This is a genomic window from Lactiplantibacillus plajomi (genome assembly GCF_005405405.1).
In the GTDB taxonomy this organism is placed as follows: Bacteria; Bacillota; Bacilli; order Lactobacillales; family Lactobacillaceae; genus Lactiplantibacillus; species Lactiplantibacillus plajomi.
The window spans coordinates 91,193-117,256 of sequence record NZ_BJDZ01000008.1 but is presented as its reverse complement, the minus strand read 5'-3'; the positions used below and the strand labels follow the sequence as shown (position 1 = coordinate 117,256).

Genomic DNA, 26,064 nt, shown 5'->3' with positions numbered 1-26,064 from the left:
TCCTAAACACGGTCTCGAAGACCAACATACTTAAACCTGAATTACTAAGAATAATGGCGGTGATCGGTTTGTAATACGGACTTGAAGTCCAAAGGGCATGTTCGATCTTTAGCTCCACATATTCCACTGTAATTCAAAAAGCTCTGTAAAACCGGTTTGGTTTTACAGAGCTAATCTTAGTATGTTTCGATATCGTAAAAGCGCGGAATCAGATTAACTAAGGTCGTCTTGCCGGAACCGGTCCCGCCAATAATGGCGACCGTCTGTCCCGAATGGGCTTTAAAATCAATATCGCTTAACGCGAGCTGTTCAGCGGTCTGGTAGCGGTAATCGACGTGGTCGAATTCCAGTTGATGTTGCCCGTTAGCCGGCAGCGCCTGGTTAGTTTCGGGGTCGGTGATCTTCGGTTGAATGTTCAGCACTTCCTGAATCCGTGAAGCCGAAGCAGCCGCCCGTGGAATAAACGCAAAAACCATTGCCAGCATCATGAAGCTCATCAACACTTGCATCGCGTAAGTCATGAAAGCAATCATGTTCCCAACTTGCATGGTTTGGCTACTGATCAGCTGACCACCAAACCAGACGATCGCCACGTTGGTCCCACTCATGATCAGGGTCATGACCGGAAACGCCAACGCCACGATGGTGTTAACCTTAATCGCGTTAGCGGTGTAGTCCTGGTTGGCCGCTTCGAAACGGTCCTGTTCAAACTTATCTTGGCGGAAGGCCCGGATGACCCGGACCCCGGTCAAGCCTTCGCGGAAGACTAAGTTAATCCGGTCGGTCTTAGTTTGCATTGCCCGGAATAACGGAATTGCAAACGCCATGATCAGCGCAATGAAAATCAGCAAGACTGGAATCGACACCACGAAGATCCAGGTCAATTCGTGACTCTTGGTGTAAGCTAAAAAGCTCGCCCCAATCAGCATAATTGGCGCCATGATCATCATCCGCAGGGCCATCATCGCCACGTTTTGAATTTGAACCACGTCGTTAGTCGTCCGCGTAATCAAGGACGACGTCTCGACTTCATCAAACTCATCGTTGGAAAAATTAATAACCTTACGATAAATGTCTGACCGTAAGTTTTTCCCTAACTGCTGCGACGAACGCGACGCTAGAAAGACGTTCCCGAACGCAGCAACGACTGACAGTAAGGAAAAGCCAATCATTTCAAAACCGATTTTCCAAATATAATCAATATCGCCCGTCGCCACCCCGTTATTCACGATGTTCGACGTTAAACTAGGTAGATTTAAGGTCGCAATCACTTGCACGATCATGAATAAGACCGCGCCAATGACCGCGGCGTACGAAATTCGACCCTTGGCTATTTTAAGCATTTACAACTCCCCTTCGTTCCTTCTTCATTATTATTGCTGCTTTCAGTTGTTAATCCAACTAATAATTAGTTACTTGTCAACTTTCTTTACAAGTCTCACGCAAACTATTGTAACGCACTCGCCGGCCTTTGACACCAAAAATGTTTTAAAATCTCATAAAATCTTTCATGGTTAGTTAACCGTGTTCCGAGCAAAATAGCAAGCAAACCCACACCTACCTTTGAACACAAAAAATCCGGCGGAAACAAGGGTTTCCGCCGGAACTAATCTGTTGTTCGAATTAACTTTTATTAAGGCCGGTCCGAATAATACTTGGCACGGTCGTTTCTTGCACCGCCTCCCAAGAATTGACGTTTTGACCCTTGGTGTCGATTTTAAGGTAGTGATTTAGCTTAAGCCGGTGATCAGCCGTAAACGTTAATTGCCGTTCATTACCATGGACGTCGACCGTCCGCATCTTATAGGTAAAGACGTCTTCACCCATCTGCCCCTTGGTATGACTGACCGCTTCGTTGGTCAGCCCGTAAACCGTTGATTCTTTGACCATCGGGTTGACGTTATCCAACGCCATGGCTAACTCCGTCCCCTGGTCCTTAGTGGCGTGACTGGAAAACAACAACGCGCCCCCCGCAACCACAATCAATGCGACTAATCCTAACAACAACTTCTTCATACTTGGTGCCCCCTACAAATATTTTTATATTACAAAAAATATCATAGCAAGCCCGGTCACCATTGGGTAGCCACCCCAACGGTTTCTTAACCGCTTTGAGCCTTTTATAAGGAAGACTAGGATTTCTTAATAGTTCAGTTCGGATTCCAATTAAGCAAATCTTTTTCTGAATTATCCACCCGTTTCACGTCATTCAGATTCCCCGGCATCACAATCATTCAACGTTAATGGTAATTTAATACTAGCCGGAGCCACCCTATAGGTCAAACAAAAAAGCCGTTATCTAAGGCTTTAACACCTCGATAACGGCTACCGGTTGAATCTAATTGGGTATACTGGGCTCGAACCAGTAAATTACGGATTCAGAGTCCGCTGCCTTACCAATTTGGCGAATACCCAATAACAACTATTTAATACTAACTTTTTGAACGAAAACTGTCAAGGTTTCTCAGCAATTTTTATACATGAAAAGTGAATTTTTTCTTATGCCTTGAAAACTAGCGCGCCATTCGGCAAACTAAGGGTAAGGAAGTGAGTCCGTGACAACTACTGAATTAACCCGGCTATTTAACCACTTACGCCAGCAACTGATTGTCTGGGCGGTGACCGCGGTCGGTTTTGCCGTCCTGCGCAACTTTTTGCTGCCGAAAGTGCTGACGTTCGTTTTTTGGTGCAGCGTCGCCTACTGCTTATTATTATTCATTGGACTGGTGATTGTCACGATTTTACGGTTGAAATCGTCAAATTAGTTTGACAACCCGCTTATGTTTCGGTAAGATTGTAAATGAATTTGTGCCCGCTGGTCAAATTGGTTAAGACGTCGCCCTCTCAAGGCGGAGTTACGGGTTCGATCCCCGTGCGGGTGATACCTGGGAACCGACGCAGGGCTCAAACGTTGTTAATTCAACGTTTGAGCCCTTTTTTGTTGCCATTTTCCGCGGTCTGTTGATTCACCTAATTTATATTCCGTTAAGTCAGCCAAGTGCTCGTTTGGGTGGTATGCTAACCACGTAATATAAATAATTGTTTGTCACGTTATTAATTAACAAATATTACAACTGAACTGGGACCATTACCAGTTCTTTTTATTAGGTTTTTTTTACAATGGGGGGTTGTTAAATGCCTAATCAAGTAGTTCTCGTTGCCGTTGATAATTCCGAAGTCTCCTACGAAGTCGTTAAAAACGCGGCTAAAATCGCCAGCGCCCTAGCTGCCAGCGTCTACCTAGTACACGTGGTCGATCAGCGCTTGGCGCCCGCAATTCAGACGACTGAGGCTGCCCTGGCTAAATACTACCTGCGCCGCTTCAACCAGCTATGTACCGAAGCACACGTCGTCCACACGCTTGCCACGGTGGCGACCGGTACGCCCACGCGGATCATCACCCAGTTGTCGAACTTGGACAGCGTGACGCTGACCGTCGTTGGTGCCATCGGCCGCGATAACCTTAGCCGGCAGGCGACTGCGCTCGGCCACGTTCCGCAAACGATTGCGACCTGGTCCACGCATAATACGGTGATCATTCACCCGGAAAAGCGCGCCAAGCAGCCGACTGCCGTTTCCGTCGTCCCAATTGAAAGTATTGTTGAAACTCCCGCGTCCGAAGCGGGCTGTGCTTAAGGAACCCTTAATAACGATATTAATTCATGCATATTATTTTACGACTTGCGTCTAAGGTTTATAATAGACGTGTAGCGGTGTGTACTGCTAATAAACTGTTCGGTGTAAAATATAAGCTATTTTAACGTCGTTATAAAGGAGATAATGTTTTTTGGTATACAAAGATGTTTTTGGCATTGATCACGATGATTGCCACATCGTCCAAACACGTCACGAATTCAACCGGATCTTCATCATTGAAAATGAGGTCGGCTCCCGGTTTACTTGCATCAAAAAGGATGCGCCCCTTGAAAAGAAGATGTCCGGTCATTGGAAATACGCCAAGGCCAGTGACGCCCCTAAAAACTACGCAGTTCCCTATAAAGCCCAGAAACACTAGGTCAATTATAGAAAGAGGCTCAACATGCGCCAATACAAGCCGTTAACGAAAACCGATGGCCGGGTTCACAATTCGAGTCAGGACCACGCTAATCCCTTCTACGGGCAACGCGGGGCTGACTGGATCAAGAATACCAACGCGTCGCTGTTCAACGCTCAGCGCGAACAGGCGCACCGGCAGCCGAGCCATAAAAAGCAAGTTCAACGGGTCTTACGCAACGTTTTATTAATTATCGTTGCCGTCGTTGTCATGGTTGTCGGTGGGTTCTTCCTATACTCGTTGGCACTCAGTTTGTAGGCACCATTGTAGTCAAAAAGCTCGTCGACACCAGCGTGTTGACGAGCTTTTTTTAACCCTTAATCTCTTTATTATCAATCAAAACCTTGCTGACCTGGCGGACTTCATCGGTTAATTCCGAAGTCCGAATCCGACCAAATTCATCCAAGAACTTAGCCATCCGTTCCTGGTTGACCTTCTCGATTTCATGGGCAATCGCTTCACCCTTCGACGTTAAGGTCAGGTAACGGTAACGGCGGTCGTACGGATCAATCTTCAAAACGATTAAATCGTTATTGATCAAGTACGTCAGCTTCCGTGAGATTGCCGATGAAGAAACGTGGCGATCGGCCGCGAGTTCCTTGACGGTAATCTTATGGTTGGACCGCTTATCTAAATAATATAAAATCAAAAATTGTTCAAATGAAATATCCGCGTCTTCAACCATCGTTTGGATAATTTCACGTAAATGACTTTCCAGCCAGGACATGCCGGTGAGTAGCTTTTCGAACAACTCCTCATCATTATACTTGGCTTTCTTTTTCATGGCATCAGCTTTCAAGCGTTGCCCCCCTTTTCTTTACATCCTTGACTCATTGACCCGCTTGGCGCTGAATGATGCTTAAACGCTAGGGACGACTGAAATGGCTAAATCAACCTGCAACCGCTTTTCCAAGGTCGCGTAGACGTCGTCGTCCGCCGCTAACAGTGCTTTGATGGGACTCTCGCCCGCCAAAATCTGAGCGACAAACGGTGAATCGAGCGTGGCCGCCGTTACGATTGGTAACACTTGGAGGTCGCTGTTGATTTGCTTTAACCAGCTGGCAAATAACGGTGAATCGATTCCAATGATTAACCCACTACGTTGCCGACCGAGCACCGCCGTCAACCACCACATCAGAAAGTCAATTTCCGACGTAAAGGTCTTAAATGGCTGTTCACTTTGATTCAACAATTGAATTTGCAGTGACTGATTGGTGCCGTAATCTTTCTTGATGGCAACCGTATCATCCGAGCGGTAGAACAGCTCCTGTACGACCCGTACGTGACGCTCCTGATCTAAGTATTGCGTCACGGATAAGTGCCCCTCGACGTCGTAAACGTCCCGGTGATGCGCTAATCCATCGTCTAAGTATGTCACGTACCAGATTTCACCACTCGGTCGGTACTGAATCTCGACCACGGCTTGTTGCTGATCATTCTTCAGCGCAACCACCTGCCCAGCGGCGTTCCGTTGTGCGTGGGTTCCCGCAACTTTCGGGACCCGCGGTACGTCCGGATGACCCGGGTGCTTATCCTGTAAGGTGTAATACAGGTTAAATAACCCGGCACTCTGATCAACTAATCCAAGCCGCCGATATTCATCCCAAATTTGCGGTAAATTGTCGTTATAGTTAACGGTGAGCACGTTCAACGCGGACTGCGCGCGATCACTGACAAAGCCCATCATGGCCTGCATTGAACGCCGCATGTCGTCTGACAAACTTGCGACTAAGTCAGCGCTAAACAGGAAGTAACTCATCGCCTTATCAAACTTAACCGGATGGGCAATAAAAGCGGTACCAAATTCCGTCTTGAGCTTTTCACGAATCGTGTCAAGCTGCTGTTGATGCGTGGCAATCGTTTCAGTTAACCGCTCGTCATCGTGTTGCAGTCGCGTCAGTTTTTGCTGATTCAACCGTTGCGCTAAGGCCAAATCACGATCCTGATTAGACTTAGCTTGCGACTGTGTCTCCTGTTCACTCCGGACGGCACGTATTTGTTGTTGGAGTTCAGCTTGGCGGTCACCAAGCTCGTCAAGTTGTTTTTGTTGCCGCTCCTGATCGGTCAGCAACTGTTGCTTTAACCGTACCGTTAACGTTTGATAGCGTTCTTTTAGTTCGGTTAGTTCCCGTTCGATCGCCTGGCTATCACTCACTTGGCGTTGCGTCACCAAGTTCTCCCCGCGACCCGGTTGATCACTAGTCGGTGGTGCCGTTGTCGTCGTTGGTGCTTCGACGACCTGTGACCCACGTTTCCGGCCTCGTCGACTAAATAAACCCAACAAATTCGCCTCCCTTTCAGTATGATTGTTTGTTCAAAGAATGGAACGGTCAGCGAACCGACCGTTCCATCCGTTCAGCAAATAATCATTAAATACTTAACGATTAAGCTTCGTGCTTACGACGAGAAGTCCCAAAGTAAAGCGCAGAACCCATCAACATCGTGCTGAGGCCTAAGACAGCTAAAGCAGTCCCGTTAGCTTCATCAGTTTGTGGTAAGGTGGTTGCCTTAGTCGTTGCGGCTGCTTTACCAGCTTCAACGGACTTCAAGTTGTCAGAAGCGACAACCCCGGCAGTCCCGTTACCATCGTTGTTGTTGTCATCCTTAACAGCTGGCGTAACAACGGTGTCAACCTTATCGTCCTTAGCTGCAGTCGTAGGTGCAACTGATGGTGCAGTCGTTGGCGCTGCAGTAGGAACAGTCGTAGGTGCGGCTGTTGGTGCAGTCGTTGGCGCTGCAGTAGGAGCAGTCGTAGGTGCGGCTGTTGGTGCAGTCGTAGGTGCGGCTGTTGGTGCAGTCGTAGGTGCGGCTGTTGGTGCAGTCGTTGGCGCCGTAGTTGGTGCAGTTGTTGGAGCGGTAGTAGGCGCCGTAGTTGGTGCAGTCGTTGGCGCCGTAGTTGGTGCAGTTGTTGGAGCGGTAGTAGGCGCCGTAGTTGGTGCAGTTGTAGGTGCGGTTGTTGGAGCCGTAGTTGGTGCAGTCGTAGGTTCAGTTGTTGGTTGCGTTGTAGTCTTCTTGTAAACAAAGGTTACAACGTTACCATTTTCGACAAATTCACCACTAGCAACATCACCATCTTGTACTTCGCCACCGTCTACGCTGTAGCCAACGTATTCATAACCATCGATGGTTGGGGCGGTTACACTGTAATTGCCACCAACTTCAGCAGCAGTACCGTCAGCACCCGTTACATAAACGTTTGAATCTGAAACGGTGTTGCCTTCTTCATCTTGGTATTGAACCGTAAGTTGAGAAGCAACCTTGTTATCGTTAGCTTTGTAAACTAATGTAACAGTATTACCGTCTTTAACAATCTTACCAGTTAAGGCATCTGACTTTTCAGTGTCTAAGGTGTAGTTTGAAAACTCAGCAGGCGTAACCGTGTAGGTACTGTCAACGTCACCAATGTTGCCAACACTATTGGAAATCTGGTTACCGTCTTCATCAACGATGTTAACGACAACTTGGCCACTTTCAACGGAAGCATCCATGATGTGGGTTTCATAACTCCAAGCATCGATTAAATCGTTAGCTTTACTACGATTAGTGTTACCATTATCGTCCGTTGCTTGAGGATCAACTGCTCCAGTACCAGTGAACTTCAAAGTATTTGAAGTAGCACCTTCTTGGGCATCCTTGTTTGCAACAAATGCAAAATATGCCATGACGTAAGTGTCATCAACGCCAACCTTAGTTAAATCAATATTTCCGGTATTGCCGGTCTGATCAAACGTATAGTATTCTGCCTCTGTCTCTGGCTTTTCAACATTGGCCTTTTGTTGGCTTTCAGTTTCATAATACAAAGCCTTCCAAGTACCGTTTGAATCAGAACCATCAGGTGTGACAGTAATTTGACCGTGTGCCCCGTTCCAATTCAAATTACTGTTCTTAGTCAGTTTAATACCAACAACGTAGGTATGTTCTGGCTTAATGTTTTCAACACGTGACCCACTTACGTTTTTCGCAATAAATGAACCACTATCAATATCCTGAAGGTTACCAGTGTACCCTTTTTCATGCGTTTGATCGCGCGAATCCGTAGTTTCTACGGCAGCTGACTTAGTTTCTTCAGGAGCCTGCGAAACGGGCGCAGCTGAATTAATTTCAGGATCAGCTTGTGCCGAAGTAGGGGTCTGGTTTTCCGTAGCTACATCGCCCTTGGTTTCATCAGGGTTTGTGTTGGTATCAGTAGGAGTAGTATCAGTATCACCCTTAACTTCAGATCCGGTTTCGGTAGCAGCTGGTTGAGCGGCACCGTTTTCAGGATTCTCGGCTGCCTTTTGTTGTACATCAGCAGTTTTTTCTGGAGCAGCACTACCATCATTGCTGTTAGTTAATGCAGAACCGGCATCACCATCAACAACTTGTTCTGACTTAACGTCATTTTCATTTGTAGTATCGGCATTCGCATTAACGTTTGCAAATACTAAGCCGGCAGCTAAAGCTAAGGTCGTTGCACCAGCAGCAACCCACTTCTTGCCATCCTTATATAATTTAACCCGGTATACGGAGTCGCCGGTTAATTTTTTGTTATCTTTTGACATTTGGATATCCTCCCCAAAATAAACAACTTAATTTTCCCCGAAAATCAAAACGGCGAGCTGCCAATTACTCGCCAACTCACCGTCCTGATTACGTGTATATTGCGTTGTAACGTTAACACCATAATGATCGTGGTAGTTTGGTTAGATTTTATTAATGAACTTCTTGAAGTACATTCGCACCCCATCTGGATGCCATCTAAATTGTTGCAGTTCGTTTGGAAAGTGAGCTAAGCTAGATCACCTTACAGAAACGAGACCGTCCGTTAAATCCCACGTTCCATCTTCTCGTATTAAACAATTAATATCAAGACATAATTTAAACGTTAATTTAAATTAATTAGCAGATTCAAGCATTCGGATAATGCTGTATCCAATAGACGAATCTCCTACCCCTATCAGTTTTAATCGTTGAATCAGTCACGCCAGTAAGCAAACGGTCGTCGCCGCTAACAATCCACTATCATTGCAGTTGCATCAATTGGCTTTAGAAGAAGCCTTTGATTGCTGAGATAACGTTCAATACGAATGAGTGGAAACCACCGAAGATATCGTTGGTTACACTTGAAGTGTACGAAGAAGTGTGGGTACCCGGTAAAATATGAAAATCATTGAAAAAGCTCATGTTAAGTTCTCCTTTATTTTTAAAAGTTAATTGGTTGGCTTTAGAAGAAGCCCTTGATTGCTGAGATCAAGTTCAAAACGAATGAATGGAAACCACCAAAGATATCGTTTGAAACGCTTGAAGTGTATGAAGAAGTATGGGTACCTGGTAATACGTGAAGGTCAGTAAAGAAACTCATGTTAGTTTTTCTCCTTTAATTTTAAAATTTGTTGGTGAGCTTTAGAAGAAGCTCTTAACAGCTGATACAAGGTTCAATAAGAATGAGTAAAGTGCGCCAAATGGTGCATTAGTTACAGAACTTGTATGTGAAGCAGTGTGAGTACCTGGTAATACGTGAATGTCAGTAAAGAATCCCATGATTAACGCTCTCCTTTTTTATTGAGTCGGCTTTAGAAGAAGCCCTTGATAGCTGAGATCAGGTTTAATACGAATGAGTGGAAGCCACCGAAGATATCGTTGGTTACACTTGAAGTATGTGATGCAGTGTGAGTACCTGGTAAGACATGAATGTCAGTAAAGAATCCCATGATTAATCTCTCCTTTTAATTTTTAGTGGTTGGCTTTAGAAGAAGCCTTTGATTGCTTCGATAACGTTCAATACGAATGAGTGGAAACCACCGAAGATATCGTTTGAAACGCTTGAAGTGTGTGATGAAGTGTGGGTACCTGGTAAAATGTGAAAATCATTGAAGAAACTCATGTTTAATAACGCTCCTTTATTTAATTAATTGATTGATCTCTTTAGAAGAAACCTTTGATAGCTGAAATAACGTTCAATACAAATGAGTGGAAACCGCCGAAGATATCGTTGGTTACACTTGAAGTGTATGAAGAAGTATGTGTACCTGGTAAAATGTGAAAATCGTTAAAGAAACTCATGCTAGAACTCTCCTTTTAAGATAAGTAGTTGTTAGGTTTTAGAAGAAACCCTTGATTGCTTCGATGACGTTCAATACGAATGAGTGGAAACCACCAAAGATATCGTTTGAAACGCTTGAAGTGTATGAAGAAGTATGCGTACCTGGTAAGATATGAAAATCATTAAAGAAACTCATGTTAGAACTCTCCTTTTATTTAAGTAAGTATTATTTCAACTTAGAAGAAACCTTTAACAGCTGAGATCAAGTTTAAGATGAATGAATGTAAACCACCGAAGACATCGTTCGAAACACTTGAAGTGTGTGATGACGTATGCGTCCCTGGTAAGACGTGAATGTCAGTAAAGAAACTCATGATTAATTGCCCCCTTTAAAATTTAAATGATTTAACTTTAAGCTACGTTCATGTAGGTTCAACGAGGTTGCTAGCCCTTAACGGCAGAAATCACGTTGAGTACGAATTGGTAAAATGCACCAAACGGCGCGTTGGTTACTGAACTCGTATGACTTGCAGTGTGCGTCCCTGGCAAAATATGAAAATCAAAGAATAAGCCCATGATGATATCCTCCCCTAAAAAGCTCGTGACAAGCCAATTGACCGATGATTAATAAGTTCATCACTTTTCATCATCAGTCCCCTAAACTATTTGAACAAAGCAATGATGTTTAAGATGAATGAATGTAAACCACCAAAAATATCATTAGTAACGCTTGAAGTATGTGAAGCAGTATGCGTACCTGGTAAGACATGAATGTCAGTAAAGAATCCCATGATTTTTGCCTCCCCTCTTAGATAAAGATGCATGCTGTTCGTAAAACTCAACCGGTAAACCGGGTTAGTTTTAGGACTGCACGTGAAACACTTAACCTTGATTACGAGTAAATCTTAACTAACCAACACCCGCACCGTCAATAAAATATCTAATATTTGAATAAATACAGGCCGGTATTGAATTCGGTGGGTAATCTTACACTGTATATAATAGTTATGTGTTTGATAAATGGATAACGGGGGTCAGAATCAGCACCGGTTTTCGTTTTACTTATAACGTGATTAACCTAATCGGACACAAGCTAACCCCTTGGTATATCTACATTTTTAAATATAGACCAATTTTTTCACGTGTTTCAAAATCGCTGAAACCGCTACCGTTACCCCCCTTCTCTATCGATGCTTTGTAATTTTTTCATAATGTTTTCGTCATAATTTCGTCACAAAAAATATTAATAAATGTTATAACTGTTACTATTTTTAATGCCGCCTAGAACCCTCTTTATCCAACCGGTTCCAGTAAAGTACAGGAAATTAGTCATAAAAAGAGGTTACTATTTCGAATTGACAATAGTAACCTCTTTTTATGGTTTACATAGAAACTATTCGCAGCAGGCAGACCATTTCCGGTTAACCATGTTGATATTGCAAACGATAAAATTCGCCGTAACGGGCGTGAGTCTTAATCAGTTCGGCATGGTTTCCGTCACCGGTAATCCGCCCGTCCTCCATGAAGAGAATCCGCGGGTAGGCCTCAATCTGGTTGAGCCGGTGGACAATCGTGATCGTCGTTAAATCCGCTGGTAGGTCGTCTAAGAGTTGACTAACCCGTTCCTGGTTCTGATTATCCAGACTAGCCGTGGCTTCGTCTAGAATCAACAACGACGGTTTACGGACCAGTGCCCGCACGATGGCAATCCGTTGGCGTTGACCGCCGGAAACGTTCAGACCCCGTTCACCAACGTCGGTATCTAATCCTTGTGAGAGCTCGTTTAACCAGTCCCCGAGCCCGACTTCTTGTAGTAAGTTCACTAAGGTGGCGTCGTCAACCGGTGCCGTCGCTCCTAATAGGAGGTTGTCACGCATCGTTCCCGGCATCAGGTCAACTTCCTGGCTAACGTAGCCAATCTGACTCCGGACGGCCGGAATGGCGTAGTCGGCCATTGGTTGGCCGTTAACGTCCAGTTGACCGCGGGTCGGGTCGTAATAGGCCTCTAATAATGAGACCAGCGTCGTCTTCCCACTACCACTCTCACCAATCAAGGCAATCCGTTCGCCCTGCTTAATTTGCAAGTTAATGTCCTTTAAGACGGTCTTACCCGGCACGTAGTCGAAATCAACGTGGTCAAAGTTAATGGTTTGGATCGTCTCTAACGGTTGCCCATCCAAGCGCTTGTCTTCAATTGGGCTGTTTAAAATATCGTCGATCCGTTCCGTGGCCCCGACGGTTTGTTGAACGGCCGTGACCAGCCCAGTCACGCTACTGAGCGGTGAAATCATCTGGACGGCGTACATTAAGAATGCCACCAGACTCCCAATCGTCAACGCACCGGTTTGTACCAAAATCCCACCGTAGGCAATGATGACGAAGATTGCCGCCAGTAAAATGATGTTCAAAATTGGGTTTAGGACTGAAATCAGCTTAATTTGGCTAATACTAAAGTGCTTAATACGGTTAACCTGGTCTTCCCCCTGCTGTTTAAGGTCGTCTTCCGCGTCCATCGCTTTGATCAAGCGGTTTTGCGAAATCATCTGAACGGAAGCACTGTTCAAGTTGGCGGTTTCCTTTTGAATTGACTTGGAAATCCGGGCCAAGACCTGTCCCATTGGCACGATGATCAGCGCCATCACCGGGACAACGATCAAGATGATGATCGTCAACTTAAAATTCAACATTAACATTAACACTAACGAACCCACGATCGAAATCACACCGGTAATGGCGTTCGAAAATTGACTGGAAATCAGTTCAAAAATCGTCGAGGTATCGTTTACCACCCGGCTGGAGAGTTCGCCGGTCCGGTTACGGTCAAAGTACGGAATCGGCAAATCAACGATGTGCCGCCACAAGGCTGCCCGCAGCTTGGTGACGGCGTCGACCCCGGTATAGCTCAGTAAGAAACTTGAGCTCACCCCCGCAGCTAGTTCGATGAGGATCACCAGTGCCAGGTTCAAGACTAGGCTACCAGAAGTCCCGTGATTGAACGCGTCAATAAACTCCTTTAACATCAGCGTAATCGCTAAGCTGCAGACCGTCGCGACCAGTGAGAGCACCAGTCCTAGTACGAACAGGCCCTTCTTCGGCTCAGCGTTGGTCGTAATTAAATTTAATAAATCCTTGGTGCCGTACCGCTTTTTTTCTTTCGCGGTAACGTCACTTGCCCGTGTCGCCATACTATGATTTCCCCCTTGTGACAGCTTGGTCGGGTTCCACGACCGCCGCCTTCCATTTTTGCCAAACGGCTTGCTCTGAAAATTCTGCTCGTAAATCGTAAGCTGCACGACTCATCGCAGCTAATCGTTCCGGCCGTTGCATCAACGTTGTCAGTGTCCGACCAAGTTGTTTGTAATCGTTAGGCGTAATCAGAACGCCGTTTTCACCACTGTGAATCATGTTAGCCGGACCATACTTAATGTCGTAAGCTAGTGCCGGAACTCCGTGGCTGAGGCCTTCCAGTAGGCCTAAATTAAAGCCTTCGTACTGACTTGTAAGTACCATCGCCTGCGCCGAATTGTAAATCGGCGTTAAATCGTGAACAAAGCCTTTGAAGGTAATAAACGTGTCCCAGCCGTTATCGTTTACCAGGGCGTGTAGACGCTTGGATTCTTTAAAACCGGTCCAGGCATCGCCGTAACCGTAAATATCCAGACTAACGGTCGGCACCGCTGCGTGCGCAGCCGCCACCGCCTTAATGACATGGTCCAATTGCTTTTCGACCGATAATCGTGCAATCGTGATGATTTTTCCTGGTTGACGATCCTTAAAAGCCACTTCGGGTTCGGCCATCAACTCATCGCCCACACTGCCAACCGGAATCGGAATTGTTGCCACCGCAGGACCAATTCGCTGCGCCATATCCTGGGCTTCTTCCGGGGTCGACATAATGAACCCGTTCATTTGGTCAGCATGATCCAACCCAATTTGCGTAAATGGAACGATTGGTGACGCTTTAACGTCAAGCGGATCTAACGTGAAGTTGCTGTGCAGGAACTCGTATTTTTGGGCAGTAGTGGTCATCGCCACCATCGGGTTCATCCCGGCATCACTCCGGTCAACAATAAAGGTATTTAGACCTTCGTACTGGCGGTTCAATTCATCGAAAAAGAACGCAGTCAGTTGGTCCCAATTATCAAACTGCCGGTCGGTGCCATGGTAATTCAATAGGCGTTGGTGGGTTGCCGCGACTTGACCCGTCGCGTTTTTTCGAAAATACGTTTCTAATACCGGTCGTTGTTCCGGGCAATAGTGCTGTTCCAGCATAATATCCTGATTATTATCAAAGTACTGCGCACAGGATAAAAAGCCACGGGTATCGTAGTAATCTCGCCGCGTCAACTGCCCCGCCGGATTATGCAGGTCAACAAAATCAACGTTATCAAAAGCATTGACGATAATTAACTTGCGGTGTTGTTCGTGCCAGATGACGTCGTACTGAGTCGGTGCGACCTTTTGCATCGTCTCATCAGCCGCAAGCGGAAAGTCCTTGACGTTCAGCGGTTGATTAGGACAGTCGGTTGCCCGCTGGAAAAAGTCGTACATATTAACAGTCTGAGTATCCGCCACCCCCACCTTTGCCATGTTGGCGTGATGATCACGGACGTAATTTCTCGTCACAAGCAGCGAGCTAACACCATTTTTTTTGAATAGGCGTTGGCGCTGAATCATTGCTAACTCAATGGCGGACGGCGTTGAATCAATTTTCGTCGTAACAAAAAAGTACATGCTAATAACTCCTCATCAACTTATTCGTGTGACAAACTCTCAACCGGATCCAACCGCGCAGCCATGTGGGCCGGAGCCAAGGCAGCCAGCAAACTAATAATGACACTGACCGCGGCACCACCAACCATGGCGGCTGCGGAGATGTGGACGATTGGGTAGTGGATCAAATTAGCAATCATCGAGTTCCCCAGTAATTGCCAAGCCTGACCGAATAGTAGCCCCATAATGGCAGCCAGTACCCCGATGGTCAGTGCTTCGGCGAAAAACAGGTGACTGATGTCGCGCTTACGAGCACCGAGCGCCCGTAAGATTCCGATTTCGCGGGTCCGTTCCGAAACGCTGACGTAAAGCACCACGATGATCATGATGGCCGAAACGAGTAAGGCAATTCCGGCAACCCCGGTCAAGACGTTGGTTGCTAAGCGAATGTACGTATTTAATGAATCAATTAAGTCGCCAATTCCCGAATAATTGTAAACGGCTTTTTTGTTGCTGGTTTGAATGGCCTTGATTTGGCGTTCGACCTGCTTAACGTTCGCTAACTTATCGATTTGGATGACGGCAAAGTTCGGCCGGTAAACAACTGATTGTTTGGCCAACATGGCCGAAACGGTGCCAGCCGTCGTGACAACGGTGGTATCACTATTCTTAGTAATGCCGACGATCTTCAACTTTTGTTTAACCGTTACCGACGTCTTCTTCTTGTTCACCATCTTGGTCGAAACGGTAATGGTTTGCCCCAGCGCTTTCTTATAAGTCTTGGTACCGGCAATCTTCTTAGCTAGTTTACGGCCAATCAACGCCTCGTTCTGAGCCGGCCGGGTCCCCTGCTTGATAATTTTCTTCAAAATCGTCGGGTTATCCGTCTGTAAGGCGACGTTATAGCTCTTGCTCTTAGCCTTCGCCTTGACGTTGCCGTAATAGCCGCGCTTAACGTTGGTCACATGCTTGATTTCCGTCAACTGCTTCGCGTTGGCATCAGTCACGTGGGCGCGCTTTTCCGCCGTTAACTGTTCGTTATTCACGGCCGCGGTGTACTGTTCGGCGGTGTAAGCACTTTTACGGGCCTTGGTGCTGACCGCCTTGACCTTCTTCGTCACCTGCACGTCGGTCGGGTTGACCTGTGACGTAATCTGGTGGTTCATATAGTCTTGAATCCCCGAACCGAGCCCGAGCATCACGACGATACTACTGATCCCAATCGAGGAACCAAAGATGATTAGGAAGTAGCGCAACCACATTCGCCGCATGTGCTGTAACGACATCTTAAACATTTGGAAGAACCCGAGCGTCCGGTAACGTTGCTTTTCTTTGGGTTTAACGTCAAACGGCTTGCCAATCGTAAGCTCATCATGAATCTGACCATCGTCTAGGTGAACGATGCGGGTCCCGTAATCCGCCACTTCCTGTGAATGGGTGACGGTGATGACTAACTTACCTTCCGACGCGATTGAATATAGGATGTCCATGACGTCCTTGGTGTTATCGCTATCCAACGCCCCGGTCGGTTCATCGGCAATGATGATGTCCGGATCACTAGCCAACGCCCGCGCAATTGCGACCCGCTGCTTTTGCCCACCGGAAAGTTCACCGGGATACTGGCGCGCTTGGTCGGTCAACCCCACCCGCGCTAACAGATCGCGCGCGGCCTGCACCTGATCAGCGTGCGATTGCTTGGTCATCTTCAATGACAGCATCACGTTATCGAGTACATTTAAATAACTTACTAAATTGAAGTTTTGGAAGATGAACCCGACCGTTTCTCGGCGGTAATTATCCATTTCCTTTTCGTTCATGTCGCGTAACGAGTGCCCGTCCAACACCACGTCACCGTCGTAATGCTGATCCAAGCCACCAATAATGTTCATCAGTGTGGATTTCCCACCACCAGATTCCCCGAGAATCGAAATAAATTCACCGCGGTCAAAATTTAAATTAATACCCTTTAAAATCACATTTTCTTGATGATTCAAAGTATAAGCTTTGCGAATGTCACGTAATTCAAGAAAGCTCATCTATGTACCTCCTCTTCTGAATCGAGTCTGCCCCGATTTTCCATTACTACATTAACATTGGGGGTTTTAGTGAATGATGTAAAGCGTTATTGAATACCACTAGACTTAATTCATATCATGTATTATTTAATTAATATAACGACCACCCGTTAGGCCACTCCTGGCAAGGGCTTGGTCCCGCTTTACCGCTACTAGCAAAAAACGTGCGCTCACCTTTTTCTGGTTACCGCCCGTTCTACAAACTCGTTATTTAAAAAAACTTTTCTTCGTGACAATCCGGTAGATGGCATCGCTAAGACCGGTTATAAACACGATCACCAGTCCAAGGTACTCAACCCACGGATAGTTTTGCTGAACCACCGCCACTTGATTACCGATTCCAAAAATAATTAGCCCGGCCACGATGATCAGACTTTCAATAATGTTCAATTTACGCATGTGGATTCCTCGCCTCGTTGTTTTAGTTATCCTATATAGTATATCAAAACGGCGCCTAGGTTCATGTAATACATCAGAATTACGGCTAGGGTAAATCGCGGCGTGCTGTTAAAATAGGTGTAAAGGATGGCTGCGGAACGGTGCAACATTTTGTTACCGTTCCGGTAGCTAATACACGCCATATCTGGAGGTGTCAACATGTCGATGATCATTGCGTGGTTTATTGTCATTTTCGGCATTATTTATTGGGTACTGAATAAGTTTGTAAAATTCATGACTGCCGGTCACCTCAAGCTCAAGGATTTGATCCGGGCCGGCCTATGGTCAATCATCATCATTTTAATCTGGCGGAAGCTGCATCCGGGTGAAGCGATGCCGGAACGATTTAAAAATAAGGATGAACAATTCAAGCGACTCATCAATCAAGCTAAGAACGGAGACTTTTAGATGAGACTTTTAGATGGGACTTTTCACAAAAGACACCACCCCAGCACTTTTCATAACCGCTGGCGACGTTCCGGCCGGCTACCAATCTTGTGGTCTGATCACCAGCGTTCAAATTGGGGGTGGCTACAAGAAGGCCCTAAGTAAAGCCCAGGATGAATTGCAAGCCGCGGCTAACCAACTGGGCGGGACTGCCATCGCCAACTTTAAAGTGGTTCTCGCCGAAAATAGTGCCGGACCATCCAGCCTAATTGCGTACGGCGACGCCATCAAAAAATGCTGACGCACCGTCAGCACACTTTTTAAGCATACAAAAGCCCCAAAACAGGCCGGATCATTACCGGACACTGTTTTGGGGCTTTATTTAGAAATAATTTGGCACTAGTTGTTTAAACGGGCCGTTAATTTCTTAGTTAATTCTTCGTAACCAGGCTTACCTAATAAGGCAAACATGTTGTTCTTGTAAGCTTCCACCCCTGGTTGGTTGAATGGGTTGATCCCGTTCAAGTAACCAGAAATTGCAACGGCAGCTTCGAAGAAGTAGATCATGTAACCTAAGGTGTAAGCATCTTGGGAAGGAATGTTAACGACCATGTTAGGCACACCGCCATCAACGTGGGCCATAATAACCCCTTCGAAAGCCTTGGTGTTAACTTGGGCCATCGTCTTACCTTCAAGGTACTTCAAGCCGTCAAGGTTTTCAGTTTCCTTAGGAATGTCAACGTCACTCGTGGCGTTTTCAACCTTAACAACGGTTTCCATCAAGTTACGACGACCTTCTTGGATGTATTGACCCAAGGAGTGTAAGTCGGTCGTGAAGTTAGCGGATGATGGGTAAATCCCCTTTTGGTCCTTACCTTCTGATTCGCCCATTAATTGCTTCCACCATTCTGAGAACATCGCCATGTTTGGTTCGTAGTTTTCAAGAATTTCAGTGGTGTAGCCCTTCCGGTATAAAATGTTCCGGTAAGCAGCGTATTGGTAAGCTTCGTTCTTAGTTAAGTCGGCGTCTGAGTATTCGGCACGCCCATCGGCAGCACCCTTCATCATGGCATCGATGTCGCCACCAGAAACGGCAATTGGTAATAACCCAACTGGCGTTAAGACGGTGAACCGGCCACCAACGTCATCCGGAATAACGAACGTTTCGTAGCCTTCGGCGTCGGCTTCTTGCTTCAACGCACCGCGCTTGCGGTCAGTCGTTGCGTAGATCCGGTCCTTAGCGCCTTCTTCACCATACTTGGCAATCAAACGTTCCTTGAATACCCGGAAAGCGATTGAAGGTTCAGTCGTGGTCCCGGACTTCGAAATGATGTTAACGGAGAAGTCGCGGTCGCCGATCAAGTGAATCAAATCGTTGACGTATGAAGATGAGATTGAGTTCCCAGCAAAGACAACTTGTGGGAATTTACGGTCTTCACGTGAAAGTGATGACCAGAAAGTTTCGTGTAAGAATTCAACGGCAGCGCGAGCACCTAAGTAGGAACCACCGATACCGATAACCACGAGGACGTCTGAATCGTTTTGAATCTTCTTTGCAGCGGCTTTAATCCGGGCAAATTCGTCCTTATCGTAGTCTACTGGTAAATCTAACCAGCCGCGGAAATCGTTACCGGCGCCGGTTCCTTCACGCAGCTCTTTGTCAGCAGCAGTGACCATTGCTTGCAGTTCACCAAGTTCGTTGTCATGAACGAACTCGGATAAGTTAGAGCTGTCAAATGAAATGTGTGCCATTTATTATTACCTCTTTCTATACGTATTTACAATTCACATTATACAATAGGAGCAATCATAATGAAAAGCAGATGCCAACTTTTTTCGTTTATTTTCGTAAATTATGTAAATATTAGTCAAAATTGATGTAAAAAAAGACGCAGATAGCGTTATCTATCCGCGTCATACTAGTATTTAAGGTTTAAAAACGTGTAAAGGTAAAGTTTTTACTAGGCTTTCATTAAGGACAGTGCGATCCCACCAACAATGACGAGAATCGAACCAATAATCACGTAAACCATTTCGCGCTTGGTCTTGCGTTCGCCCAGTAGGAAGATGCTCCCGAAGGTCGAAATAACGATCCCCATTTGTGAGAGTGAGTACGCCACGGCCTGCCCGATTTGAGCCATTGCCATGAACATGAATAGATTCCCAATCCCCCAAACCAGTCCGGTGACAATGTTGCGGTAAGTGGCCTTTTCAACCCACGGCCGGTCTTTAAATGACCAGATCAGCGCTCCTAAAAGCATCCCGACGGCTTGTGGCATTACGACGGCTTGTGGCATTACCACGGCGTGCGCGTCGACGTTGCCGTAGTTAACGACAATCGTGTAGCCGGCGTAACCAATGGTTGAGATGATCAGCGCCCGAATCCCTGCCGACCAGTTTTCAGACGTACTGCGGTTGGGGTCGGTCCGGTCAGTCAGCGACGTCAGGACAGCCCCGGCGATCAACACAATGACTGAAATTGAGCCGATCCAGTACATGTTACCGTGCCATTCATTAAATAGGAGCACCCCGGCCAACGCGTTTGCAACCAGTTGCATCCCGGTTGAAATTGGTGTGGTCCGTGAGATCCCCACGGCTTTCATTGATGTAAATTGTTGACCCTGACCGATACTCCAGAATAATCCGGAAACGACCCCGATCAACCAAACTTTTGAACTGAGCGCTGGTTGTTCCACGACCCAGAGGGCTAGTCCGAAGACTAAGGCCCCCATGGTCATCCCGAGGGTTTGTTGCCGGGCAGTTCCGCCCATCCGGCCACTAATTAAGCCAATACTACCCCACGCGATTGCAGGAATCAGTGCAATTAGAATTCCCATTATAATTAATCCTCATTTCTATTTTTCTCTCATGCTTAACGACAAAAAATAATTTTAACAGGAACGTAACCGTTTTACCAGCGATAAAACGCGGTTTGAACGTAAATATAATTATTTTTATATTTTCATGAATTCGTTTTCTTAGTGATAGGGACCGTTTTCAATTAATGAAAACGGTCCCCTAAATGACGCCTAAAATTTTTTTATTTGATGCGACCCAAACGCCGGATTAGTCGTCCAACGTTAAGACTAAGACCTTCAAGTAGTCACTGGCCACGTAAGCCTTACGGGTCACAAAGTCGGCTGGTAATCGGAACGTCTCACTGACCGTAAAGTGCCGGTCACTACCGGCAAACGCCGCGCTGACCGCTTCTTTGAACTTCTTCAATGAGAAGTTATTGGCCGTGGTGGCAACCACTAACTGACCGTTACGGCGAACGACCGGCAGCGTGTTTGCAAGCAACGCCGTTAAGTCGGTCGCTACTTGGAACTTCTGCTTCTTAATGCGGGCAAACGTTGGGGCGGTAACCACCACCACGTCGTAACTCAACCGGTGCTTCGTCGCGTAATCCAGGTAGCTGTTAGCTTCAATGGCCCGAATTTCGTGCTTGCTGGGATCAATGTTATTGACAGCAAGTTGGTCGGCCGTTGCACTGGCCGCCTTCTTGGTACTTTCGATTGAGATGGTTTTGGCCGCGCCAGCGACTGCGGCGGCCGCCGTCACCCCGTTTTCCTGACTAAATAAGTTCAGGACGGTCTTGCCCGGTAATTCCGCACCAGCTAACCACTGCCGAATTGGGCGCATATCCAGTAACAAACCGGTCGTTAAATCGTCTGCTAAGTGTAGCGGATAAGTCACTTCACCTTCCGTAACCAGTAACGGGTCGGGCGCGGCTTCACCGGTAACCAAGCGACTCTTTAAGTTGACTTCTTCCACGTTGAACCGCGGCTTTTCGTAGATTCCCTTGAACTGGTGATCAGTCGCCGCTTCGAACGCCGCGTATAACATCTCGCGTTGTTGGTAGACGCCCTGCGCGTACCAAGTGAAGACGTAGTAGTCTTGGTAGCGGTCAATCGTAACACTCCCGAGGCCGTCGCCGTCCGCGTTAAACACCCGCTGTGGCAGTTTCGGATCAAGACTAGTCGTGCGCCGGACTAGGGCTTGCTTAAATAATTTACGGAAATAGTCCATCGTTGGCGTGTCACTCTCGTCGCGACTTAATAACCACCCTAATTGGCGTCGGTGCTTGGCAATCAGCGCGTAGCCCATAAACTGCGAGCTGGCCATTAAAGCCACGAACGAACCGTCCGTCAACTTCATCGCGGGATCCTTGAGGTCGTCCGCCACTAATAACGGGTACCCGTCCTTGACCTTTCGTTGGGAATTACCAGTAATTTGTACTCTTTGCATTCAGCATTTGCTCCTATTCATCTAAAAAATAATCTAAAAAACGTCTAAAACCGCTGTCGATAGCCGTACTAAGGTTACCATACTTACCGGTCTAACGCTATTGAAAGCCGGAGCACTGACCAATTAAGGGCGCCGACCACCCGTGTCGACGCCCTTACTATGACCCTTGTACCACCAACCGTGTGGCAGTTCACAAACTTTTGGTCATAACGTTATTTTATCGAATTGGTCTAGTCCTCAACGATTGGTTGGTCGTGTCCCTCATCCGGGAACGTGACCGTAAAGCAGGTCCCCTCGTTCTCGGCACTATCGACCTGGATCGACCCACCGTGTTGCTGAACAAGTTGGTGTGAAATGGCTAACCCCAGTCCGGACTCACCGTACTTGGTGTTTTTCCGCGACGGGTCGGCCTTGTAGTAGCGTTCCCAAATGTTCTTCACCTGGTCGGGGGTCATCCCAATTCCGTGGTCGCGAACGGCAATCACCGCCGCGTGGTCGCTACGGGTCGCGCTGACTTCAATCACGTTATCCTGTGAGAACTGGATCGCGTTTTGCATGATGTTGAACAGTACCTGAACGAAGCGGTCATAGTCCGCCCAAACGGGTAGTTCATCCGGAACGGTCAGCTTAAAGCGGTCCTTAGCGGCGTCGGCCTTTTTCGTCAATTGTTCAACCAGGTTATGCAGCACTTCGGCCCCGTCAAAGTTTGTCTTATTCAGCGCAATCTGACCGGTTCGAATCTTTTCGTAATCCAGATTTTCGTTAACCAACCGGATCAAACGGCGGGTCTCATTTTGCATCAGCTCGATTGAATGGGCCTTGTCCTCTTCCGGAATGGCGTCATAGGCCAAGCCTTCGAGAATACCATTGATGGTCGTTAACGGTGTCCGCATTTCGTGGGCAGCGTCCGCCATGAATTCACGGCGCCGTTTTTCCTGACGCCGAATTTCTTCATTAGAAGCCTTCAACGAACTGACCATGCCGTTAAAGTCATCCGCCAAGTCATCGATTTCATCCTTATGACTACTATCAACTTGAATATCAAAGTCGCCGTTAGCAACCGAGTGGGTCGCGTGCCGCAAGCGGTTGATTCGGCGGACGGAATAGCGGGCTAAAATGTAACTGAGCAGTAGCGCTGCCATCCCCGAGACTAGTAAGGCAATGAACAGGTTCTTCTCGATTTGTTGTTCGTTCGCCTGCAAGGTTTGTTCAAAGGAACCAATCGAAATCGCGCCGACAAACGTTTTAACATTGCCGTGCTTATAAAATAGCGGGACTAAGACGTCAATCGTCCGTAACGCCGGCGTATTGACCGGCCGGTCATGGCGCCGTGAGCGGAACGTCACGTGTGGCGACTGGGTGATCGTCTTATTTTGTTTCAGCTTCTTCCAGTCGCTGGCCGAAATCCGCGGTTCGTAAATCGAGCCGTCCGGGGTACCACTGCTGACGCCCATCGAGTTCGGGTGAACGACCCGTTTCTTCGCGTCGTAGACCGAAAAGTGAATGTGCTGGTCACGTAAAATTACCGTGCCATCGTTTAAAAACTGCTGGTTAAAGCCGACCACCTGGTGCGTCTGGGTATTATAGCGAATCGCTTCTTTTTCAATACTCGCCGCGTACTGTTGCAACTGTTGCCACGAGTTTTGGTAAATCATCGTTTTAGTCGTCCGGATAAAGGCAAAGCCTAACACCACGACGACCGTGATGATCACCGCAAAGAACGACAGCATTTGTTGGTAGATCAGCTTCATTTAGCCGCCACTTCACTATCATCGAACTTGTAGCCAACGCCCCACACCGTCTGAATTACCTGTGGACCGGCCTTTTCGATTTTTTGGCGTAACTTCTTAATGTGGGCGTCAACCGTCCGTTCATCGCCATAGTACTCGTAGTCCCAGACTAACTGGAGTAACTGTTCACGGGAAAAGACTTGGCGCGGCTTTTGCGCAAGCGTCTTCAACAGGTCGAATTCCTTCGGCGTTAAGTCCTGAATCTGTTCGCCACCCAGGTAGGCCTCGCGGGTCTTGGTGTTGAGCTTAAAGTGATCGGTCTGGACGTCGAAGTCACTGACCGCGTCGGCCGGCTTCGTCGTCGGCACCGTTTTGCCTAAGTCCGCGCGTCGGTGTAAGGCCTTGATCCGTGCGATTAGGGTAATTGGTGAGAACGGCTTGGTCACGTAATCATCGGCCCCCATTTCCAAGCCCAACACCTGGTCACTTTCCGAATCGCGAGCGGTCAACATAATAATTGGTACGGTCGGAGAAGCCTTGCGAATTTCTGCACTAACTTGCATGCCGTCCTTACCGGGTAAATTTAAGTCCAGGGTGACCATGTCCCAGCCGTTCGCGTCTTCGTTGAACATCTCAACGGCTTCGTTACCGTCGTATGCAAAGTGGGCATCCCACTTTTCCTTTTTAAAAAACATCGCCATCATTTCTGAAACGGATTTATTATCTTCAATCATCAATAATTTCATTAAACAGTTCCTCCAAGTCGCTTGCTAATTCATGGATTTTTTAAGTAGCTCGTGCGGGTATGATTAGTTGAAACCCGAACCTAGTCTTATCATACGCCACTTTCGTCCAGTATTCGAAATAAGTATAACAACAATTTACTAACAAACCTTGCCGGATTTGTGAAAGAAGTGTGTGGTTTTACCCGTCAACTAATCTTATATATTAATAGTAGATAATAACAAATTAAATTGGGGCTTGGCCAGCCAAAAGCGGACAAAAATGCGGGCGTTACCAGAAAGTCCAACGCCCGCATTACTTAGTCTGAATTAGTTTTTAAACGAATGAATTGGTGCCGGAATGTGACCGCCGCGCTTGATGAACGCTTGCGGTTGGTTCGGGTTGACCCGCATCACCGGTGCCCGACCAAACAAGCCCCCGAATTCAACCTCGTCGCCAACGTCCTGACCGGTCGCCGGAATCACCCGCACCGCGGTCGGCTTATTGTTGATCATCCCGATCGCCGCTTCGTCGGCAATCATGCCACTAATGCTAGCGGCACTCGTGTTCCCCGGCACGGCGATCATATCTAGGCCGACCGAACAAACCGCCGTCATCGCTTCCAGCTTTTCAATGCTCAGGTGACCAGCGCGGACGGCCCGGATCATCTCGGCGTCCTCCGAGACCGGGATAAACGCCCCGGAAAGGCCACCAACGTGTTCACAGACCATAACGCCGCCTTTTTTGACCGCGTCGTTCAGTAACGCCAGCGCGGCGGTCGTCCCGGGTGCGCCGACCCGTTCGAGCCCAATTTCTTCCAGAATTTCGGCCACCGAATCGCCCTCGTTCGGGGTCGGTGCCAGCGATAAATCAACGATCCCGAACGGTACGTTGAGCCGTTCGGCCGCAATCGAACCGACGAACTGGCCCATTCGGGTAACTTTAAAGGCCGTCTTCTTGATTTGTTCAGAAACCACGTCAATTGATTGGCCGCGGACTTGTTCCAACGCCCGCTTGACGACGCCCGGCCCACTAATCCCGACGTTGATCACCCGGTCGGCTTCACCAACACCGTGAAAGGCGCCGGCCATGAACGGGTTATCGTCAACCGCGTTAGCAAAGACCACCAGGCTCATGCAGTTGACCGGGTCGTCAGCCGCAATCGTCTTGATGGTGTGACCAAGTTCACCGACCGCGTCTAAGTTGATACCGGCACGGGTTGACCCAACGTTGACCGAGCTGCAGACCCGGCTGGTTTCAGCTAAGGCTTGCGGAATCGAGGCGATCAACTTGCGGTCACCACTTTGGTAGCCTTTCTGGACCAAGGCTGAAAAGCCACCGATCAAGTCGACACCGAGTTCGCTGGCCGCCTTTTCCATCGTTAACGCGTAGGCGACGTAGTCCTGATCCGCACTGGCCGCCGCGACCAGCGCAATTGGTGTGACCGCAATGCGCTTATTAATAATTGGCACACCGTATTCCGTCTGAATCTGTTCCGCAACTTTCACCAGGTCACGCGCACTGTGCGTGATTTTATCATAAATTTTCTGGCGGGCCTTAGCACCGTCACTGTCAATGCAGTCAAATAACGAAATGCCCATCGTAATCGTCCGAATATCGAGGTTCTCCTCGGCAATCATTTGAATCGTGTCTAATATTGGTCGACTTTCCATG

Annotated in this window: 25 protein-coding genes, 2 tRNA genes and 1 pseudogene; 7 read left to right on the top strand and 21 right to left on the bottom strand. The window is 47.4% G+C overall.

Annotated elements, in window-relative coordinates:
* Positions 1-185: 185 nt before the first annotated feature.
* From FFM82_RS05070 to FFM82_RS05060, 3 genes and pseudogenes are all read right to left on the bottom strand, one after another.
* A pseudogene (locus FFM82_RS05070) lies at positions 186-1,343 on the bottom strand (ABC transporter permease); the annotation flags it as partial.
* Positions 1,344-1,623: 280 nt separating this feature from the next.
* On the bottom strand, positions 1,624-2,016 hold the full coding sequence (locus FFM82_RS05065; RefSeq protein WP_137644782.1) for a YxeA family protein: 393 nt from the start codon (positions 2,014-2,016) through the stop codon (positions 1,624-1,626).
* 326 nt (positions 2,017-2,342) lie between these two features.
* Positions 2,343-2,415 (bottom strand) — tRNA-Gln (locus FFM82_RS05060).
* Positions 2,416-2,555: 140 nt separating this feature from the next.
* Between FFM82_RS05060 and FFM82_RS05055 the strand changes: the two genes are divergently transcribed.
* The 5 genes from FFM82_RS05055 to FFM82_RS05035 all read left to right on the top strand — a co-directional run bounded on the left by FFM82_RS05055 (position 2,556) and on the right by FFM82_RS05035 (position 4,312).
* Entirely contained in the window at positions 2,556-2,765 is a 210-nt protein-coding gene (locus tag FFM82_RS05055) for a hypothetical protein (protein ID WP_137644781.1), read from the top strand.
* Between the two features lie 44 nt (positions 2,766-2,809).
* Positions 2,810-2,882 (top strand) — tRNA-Glu (locus FFM82_RS05050).
* A 253-nt stretch (positions 2,883-3,135) separates the two neighbouring features.
* Positions 3,136-3,636 carry a universal stress protein gene (locus FFM82_RS05045; protein ID WP_137644780.1) on the top strand — a complete coding sequence of 167 codons (501 nt, stop codon included), beginning with the start codon at positions 3,136-3,138 and terminating at the stop codon, positions 3,634-3,636.
* A gap of 151 nt (positions 3,637-3,787) precedes the next feature.
* Positions 3,788-4,015, top strand: a complete 228-nt coding sequence (locus FFM82_RS05040; protein WP_137644779.1) for a hypothetical protein — start codon at positions 3,788-3,790, stop codon at positions 4,013-4,015.
* A gap of 24 nt (positions 4,016-4,039) precedes the next feature.
* The gene (locus FFM82_RS05035; protein ID WP_137644778.1) at positions 4,040-4,312 is read left to right on the top strand and encodes a hypothetical protein; all 273 of its coding nucleotides are present in this window, start codon (positions 4,040-4,042) and stop codon (positions 4,310-4,312) included.
* A 52-nt stretch (positions 4,313-4,364) separates the two neighbouring features.
* Here FFM82_RS05035 and FFM82_RS05030 read toward each other — a convergent pair whose 3' ends face one another.
* The 12 genes from FFM82_RS05030 to FFM82_RS04970 form a co-directional block, all read right to left on the bottom strand.
* Entirely contained in the window at positions 4,365-4,853 is a 489-nt protein-coding gene (locus tag FFM82_RS05030) for a MarR family winged helix-turn-helix transcriptional regulator (protein WP_225425622.1), read from the bottom strand.
* A gap of 60 nt (positions 4,854-4,913) precedes the next feature.
* Positions 4,914-6,335: a hypothetical protein gene (locus FFM82_RS05025; protein ID WP_137644777.1), complete on the bottom strand. Its 1,422-nt coding sequence runs from the start codon at positions 6,333-6,335 to the stop codon at positions 4,914-4,916.
* Between the two features lie 103 nt (positions 6,336-6,438).
* A complete protein-coding gene (locus tag FFM82_RS05020; protein ID WP_137644776.1) occupies positions 6,439-8,595 on the bottom strand; it encodes a MucBP domain-containing protein in 2,157 nt (718 codons plus the stop codon).
* A 484-nt stretch (positions 8,596-9,079) separates the two neighbouring features.
* Positions 9,080-9,217 (bottom strand): hypothetical protein, encoded by a 138-nt coding sequence (locus FFM82_RS05015; protein WP_137644773.1) that lies wholly within the window; start codon positions 9,215-9,217, stop codon positions 9,080-9,082.
* A gap of 40 nt (positions 9,218-9,257) precedes the next feature.
* Positions 9,258-9,395, bottom strand: a complete 138-nt coding sequence (locus tag FFM82_RS05010; RefSeq protein ID WP_137644775.1) for a hypothetical protein — start codon at positions 9,393-9,395, stop codon at positions 9,258-9,260.
* A 384-nt stretch (positions 9,396-9,779) separates the two neighbouring features.
* Positions 9,780-9,917 carry a hypothetical protein gene (locus FFM82_RS05005; RefSeq protein WP_137644774.1) on the bottom strand — a complete coding sequence of 46 codons (138 nt, stop codon included), beginning with the start codon at positions 9,915-9,917 and terminating at the stop codon, positions 9,780-9,782.
* 395 nt (positions 9,918-10,312) lie between these two features.
* Complete coding sequence (locus FFM82_RS13515) at positions 10,313-10,450, bottom strand: hypothetical protein (RefSeq protein ID WP_170178215.1); 138 nt, start codon at positions 10,448-10,450, stop codon at positions 10,313-10,315.
* Positions 10,451-10,520: 70 nt separating this feature from the next.
* Positions 10,521-10,652 (bottom strand): hypothetical protein, encoded by a 132-nt coding sequence (locus FFM82_RS13855; protein WP_263854479.1) that lies wholly within the window; start codon positions 10,650-10,652, stop codon positions 10,521-10,523.
* Between the two features lie 845 nt (positions 10,653-11,497).
* Positions 11,498-13,261, bottom strand: a complete 1,764-nt coding sequence (locus FFM82_RS04985; protein WP_137644770.1) for an ABC transporter ATP-binding protein — start codon at positions 13,259-13,261, stop codon at positions 11,498-11,500.
* Between the two features lies 1 nt (position 13,262).
* The gene (locus tag FFM82_RS04980) at positions 13,263-14,810 is read right to left on the bottom strand and encodes a glycosyltransferase (RefSeq protein WP_137644769.1); all 1,548 of its coding nucleotides are present in this window, start codon (positions 14,808-14,810) and stop codon (positions 13,263-13,265) included.
* Positions 14,811-14,830: 20 nt separating this feature from the next.
* Positions 14,831-16,825 carry an ABC transporter ATP-binding protein/permease gene (locus tag FFM82_RS04975; protein ID WP_137644768.1) on the bottom strand — a complete coding sequence of 665 codons (1,995 nt, stop codon included), beginning with the start codon at positions 16,823-16,825 and terminating at the stop codon, positions 14,831-14,833.
* 246 nt (positions 16,826-17,071) lie between these two features.
* Positions 17,072-17,263, bottom strand: coding sequence for a hypothetical protein (locus FFM82_RS04970; RefSeq protein WP_137644767.1), 192 nt, complete (start codon positions 17,261-17,263; stop codon positions 17,072-17,074).
* A 198-nt stretch (positions 17,264-17,461) separates the two neighbouring features.
* Between FFM82_RS04970 and FFM82_RS04965 the strand changes: the two genes are divergently transcribed.
* On the top strand, positions 17,462-17,710 hold the full coding sequence (locus FFM82_RS04965; protein WP_137644766.1) for a hypothetical protein: 249 nt from the start codon (positions 17,462-17,464) through the stop codon (positions 17,708-17,710).
* A gap of 13 nt (positions 17,711-17,723) precedes the next feature.
* Positions 17,724-17,990 carry a hypothetical protein gene (locus FFM82_RS04960; RefSeq protein WP_137644765.1) on the top strand — a complete coding sequence of 89 codons (267 nt, stop codon included), beginning with the start codon at positions 17,724-17,726 and terminating at the stop codon, positions 17,988-17,990.
* A gap of 98 nt (positions 17,991-18,088) precedes the next feature.
* Here FFM82_RS04960 and FFM82_RS04955 read toward each other — a convergent pair whose 3' ends face one another.
* From FFM82_RS04955 to FFM82_RS04930, 6 genes are all read right to left on the bottom strand, one after another.
* A complete protein-coding gene (locus FFM82_RS04955) occupies positions 18,089-19,441 on the bottom strand; it encodes a glucose-6-phosphate isomerase (RefSeq protein WP_137644764.1) in 1,353 nt (450 codons plus the stop codon).
* A gap of 209 nt (positions 19,442-19,650) precedes the next feature.
* On the bottom strand, positions 19,651-20,526 hold the full coding sequence (locus FFM82_RS04950; RefSeq protein WP_137644763.1) for a GRP family sugar transporter: 876 nt from the start codon (positions 20,524-20,526) through the stop codon (positions 19,651-19,653).
* Between the two features lie 229 nt (positions 20,527-20,755).
* Positions 20,756-21,937, bottom strand: a complete 1,182-nt coding sequence (locus FFM82_RS04945) for a class I SAM-dependent methyltransferase (protein ID WP_137644762.1) — start codon at positions 21,935-21,937, stop codon at positions 20,756-20,758.
* 230 nt (positions 21,938-22,167) lie between these two features.
* Positions 22,168-23,688: an ATP-binding protein gene (locus FFM82_RS04940; protein ID WP_137644761.1), complete on the bottom strand. Its 1,521-nt coding sequence runs from the start codon at positions 23,686-23,688 to the stop codon at positions 22,168-22,170.
* Positions 23,685-24,413, bottom strand: a complete 729-nt coding sequence (locus FFM82_RS04935; protein WP_137644760.1) for a winged helix-turn-helix domain-containing protein — start codon at positions 24,411-24,413, stop codon at positions 23,685-23,687. The genes FFM82_RS04940 and FFM82_RS04935 overlap by 4 nt, the downstream gene beginning before the upstream one ends.
* A 306-nt stretch (positions 24,414-24,719) precedes the next feature.
* Positions 24,720-26,063: a PFL family protein gene (locus tag FFM82_RS04930; protein WP_137644759.1), complete on the bottom strand. Its 1,344-nt coding sequence runs from the start codon at positions 26,061-26,063 to the stop codon at positions 24,720-24,722.
* Position 26,064 lies beyond the last annotated feature (1 nt).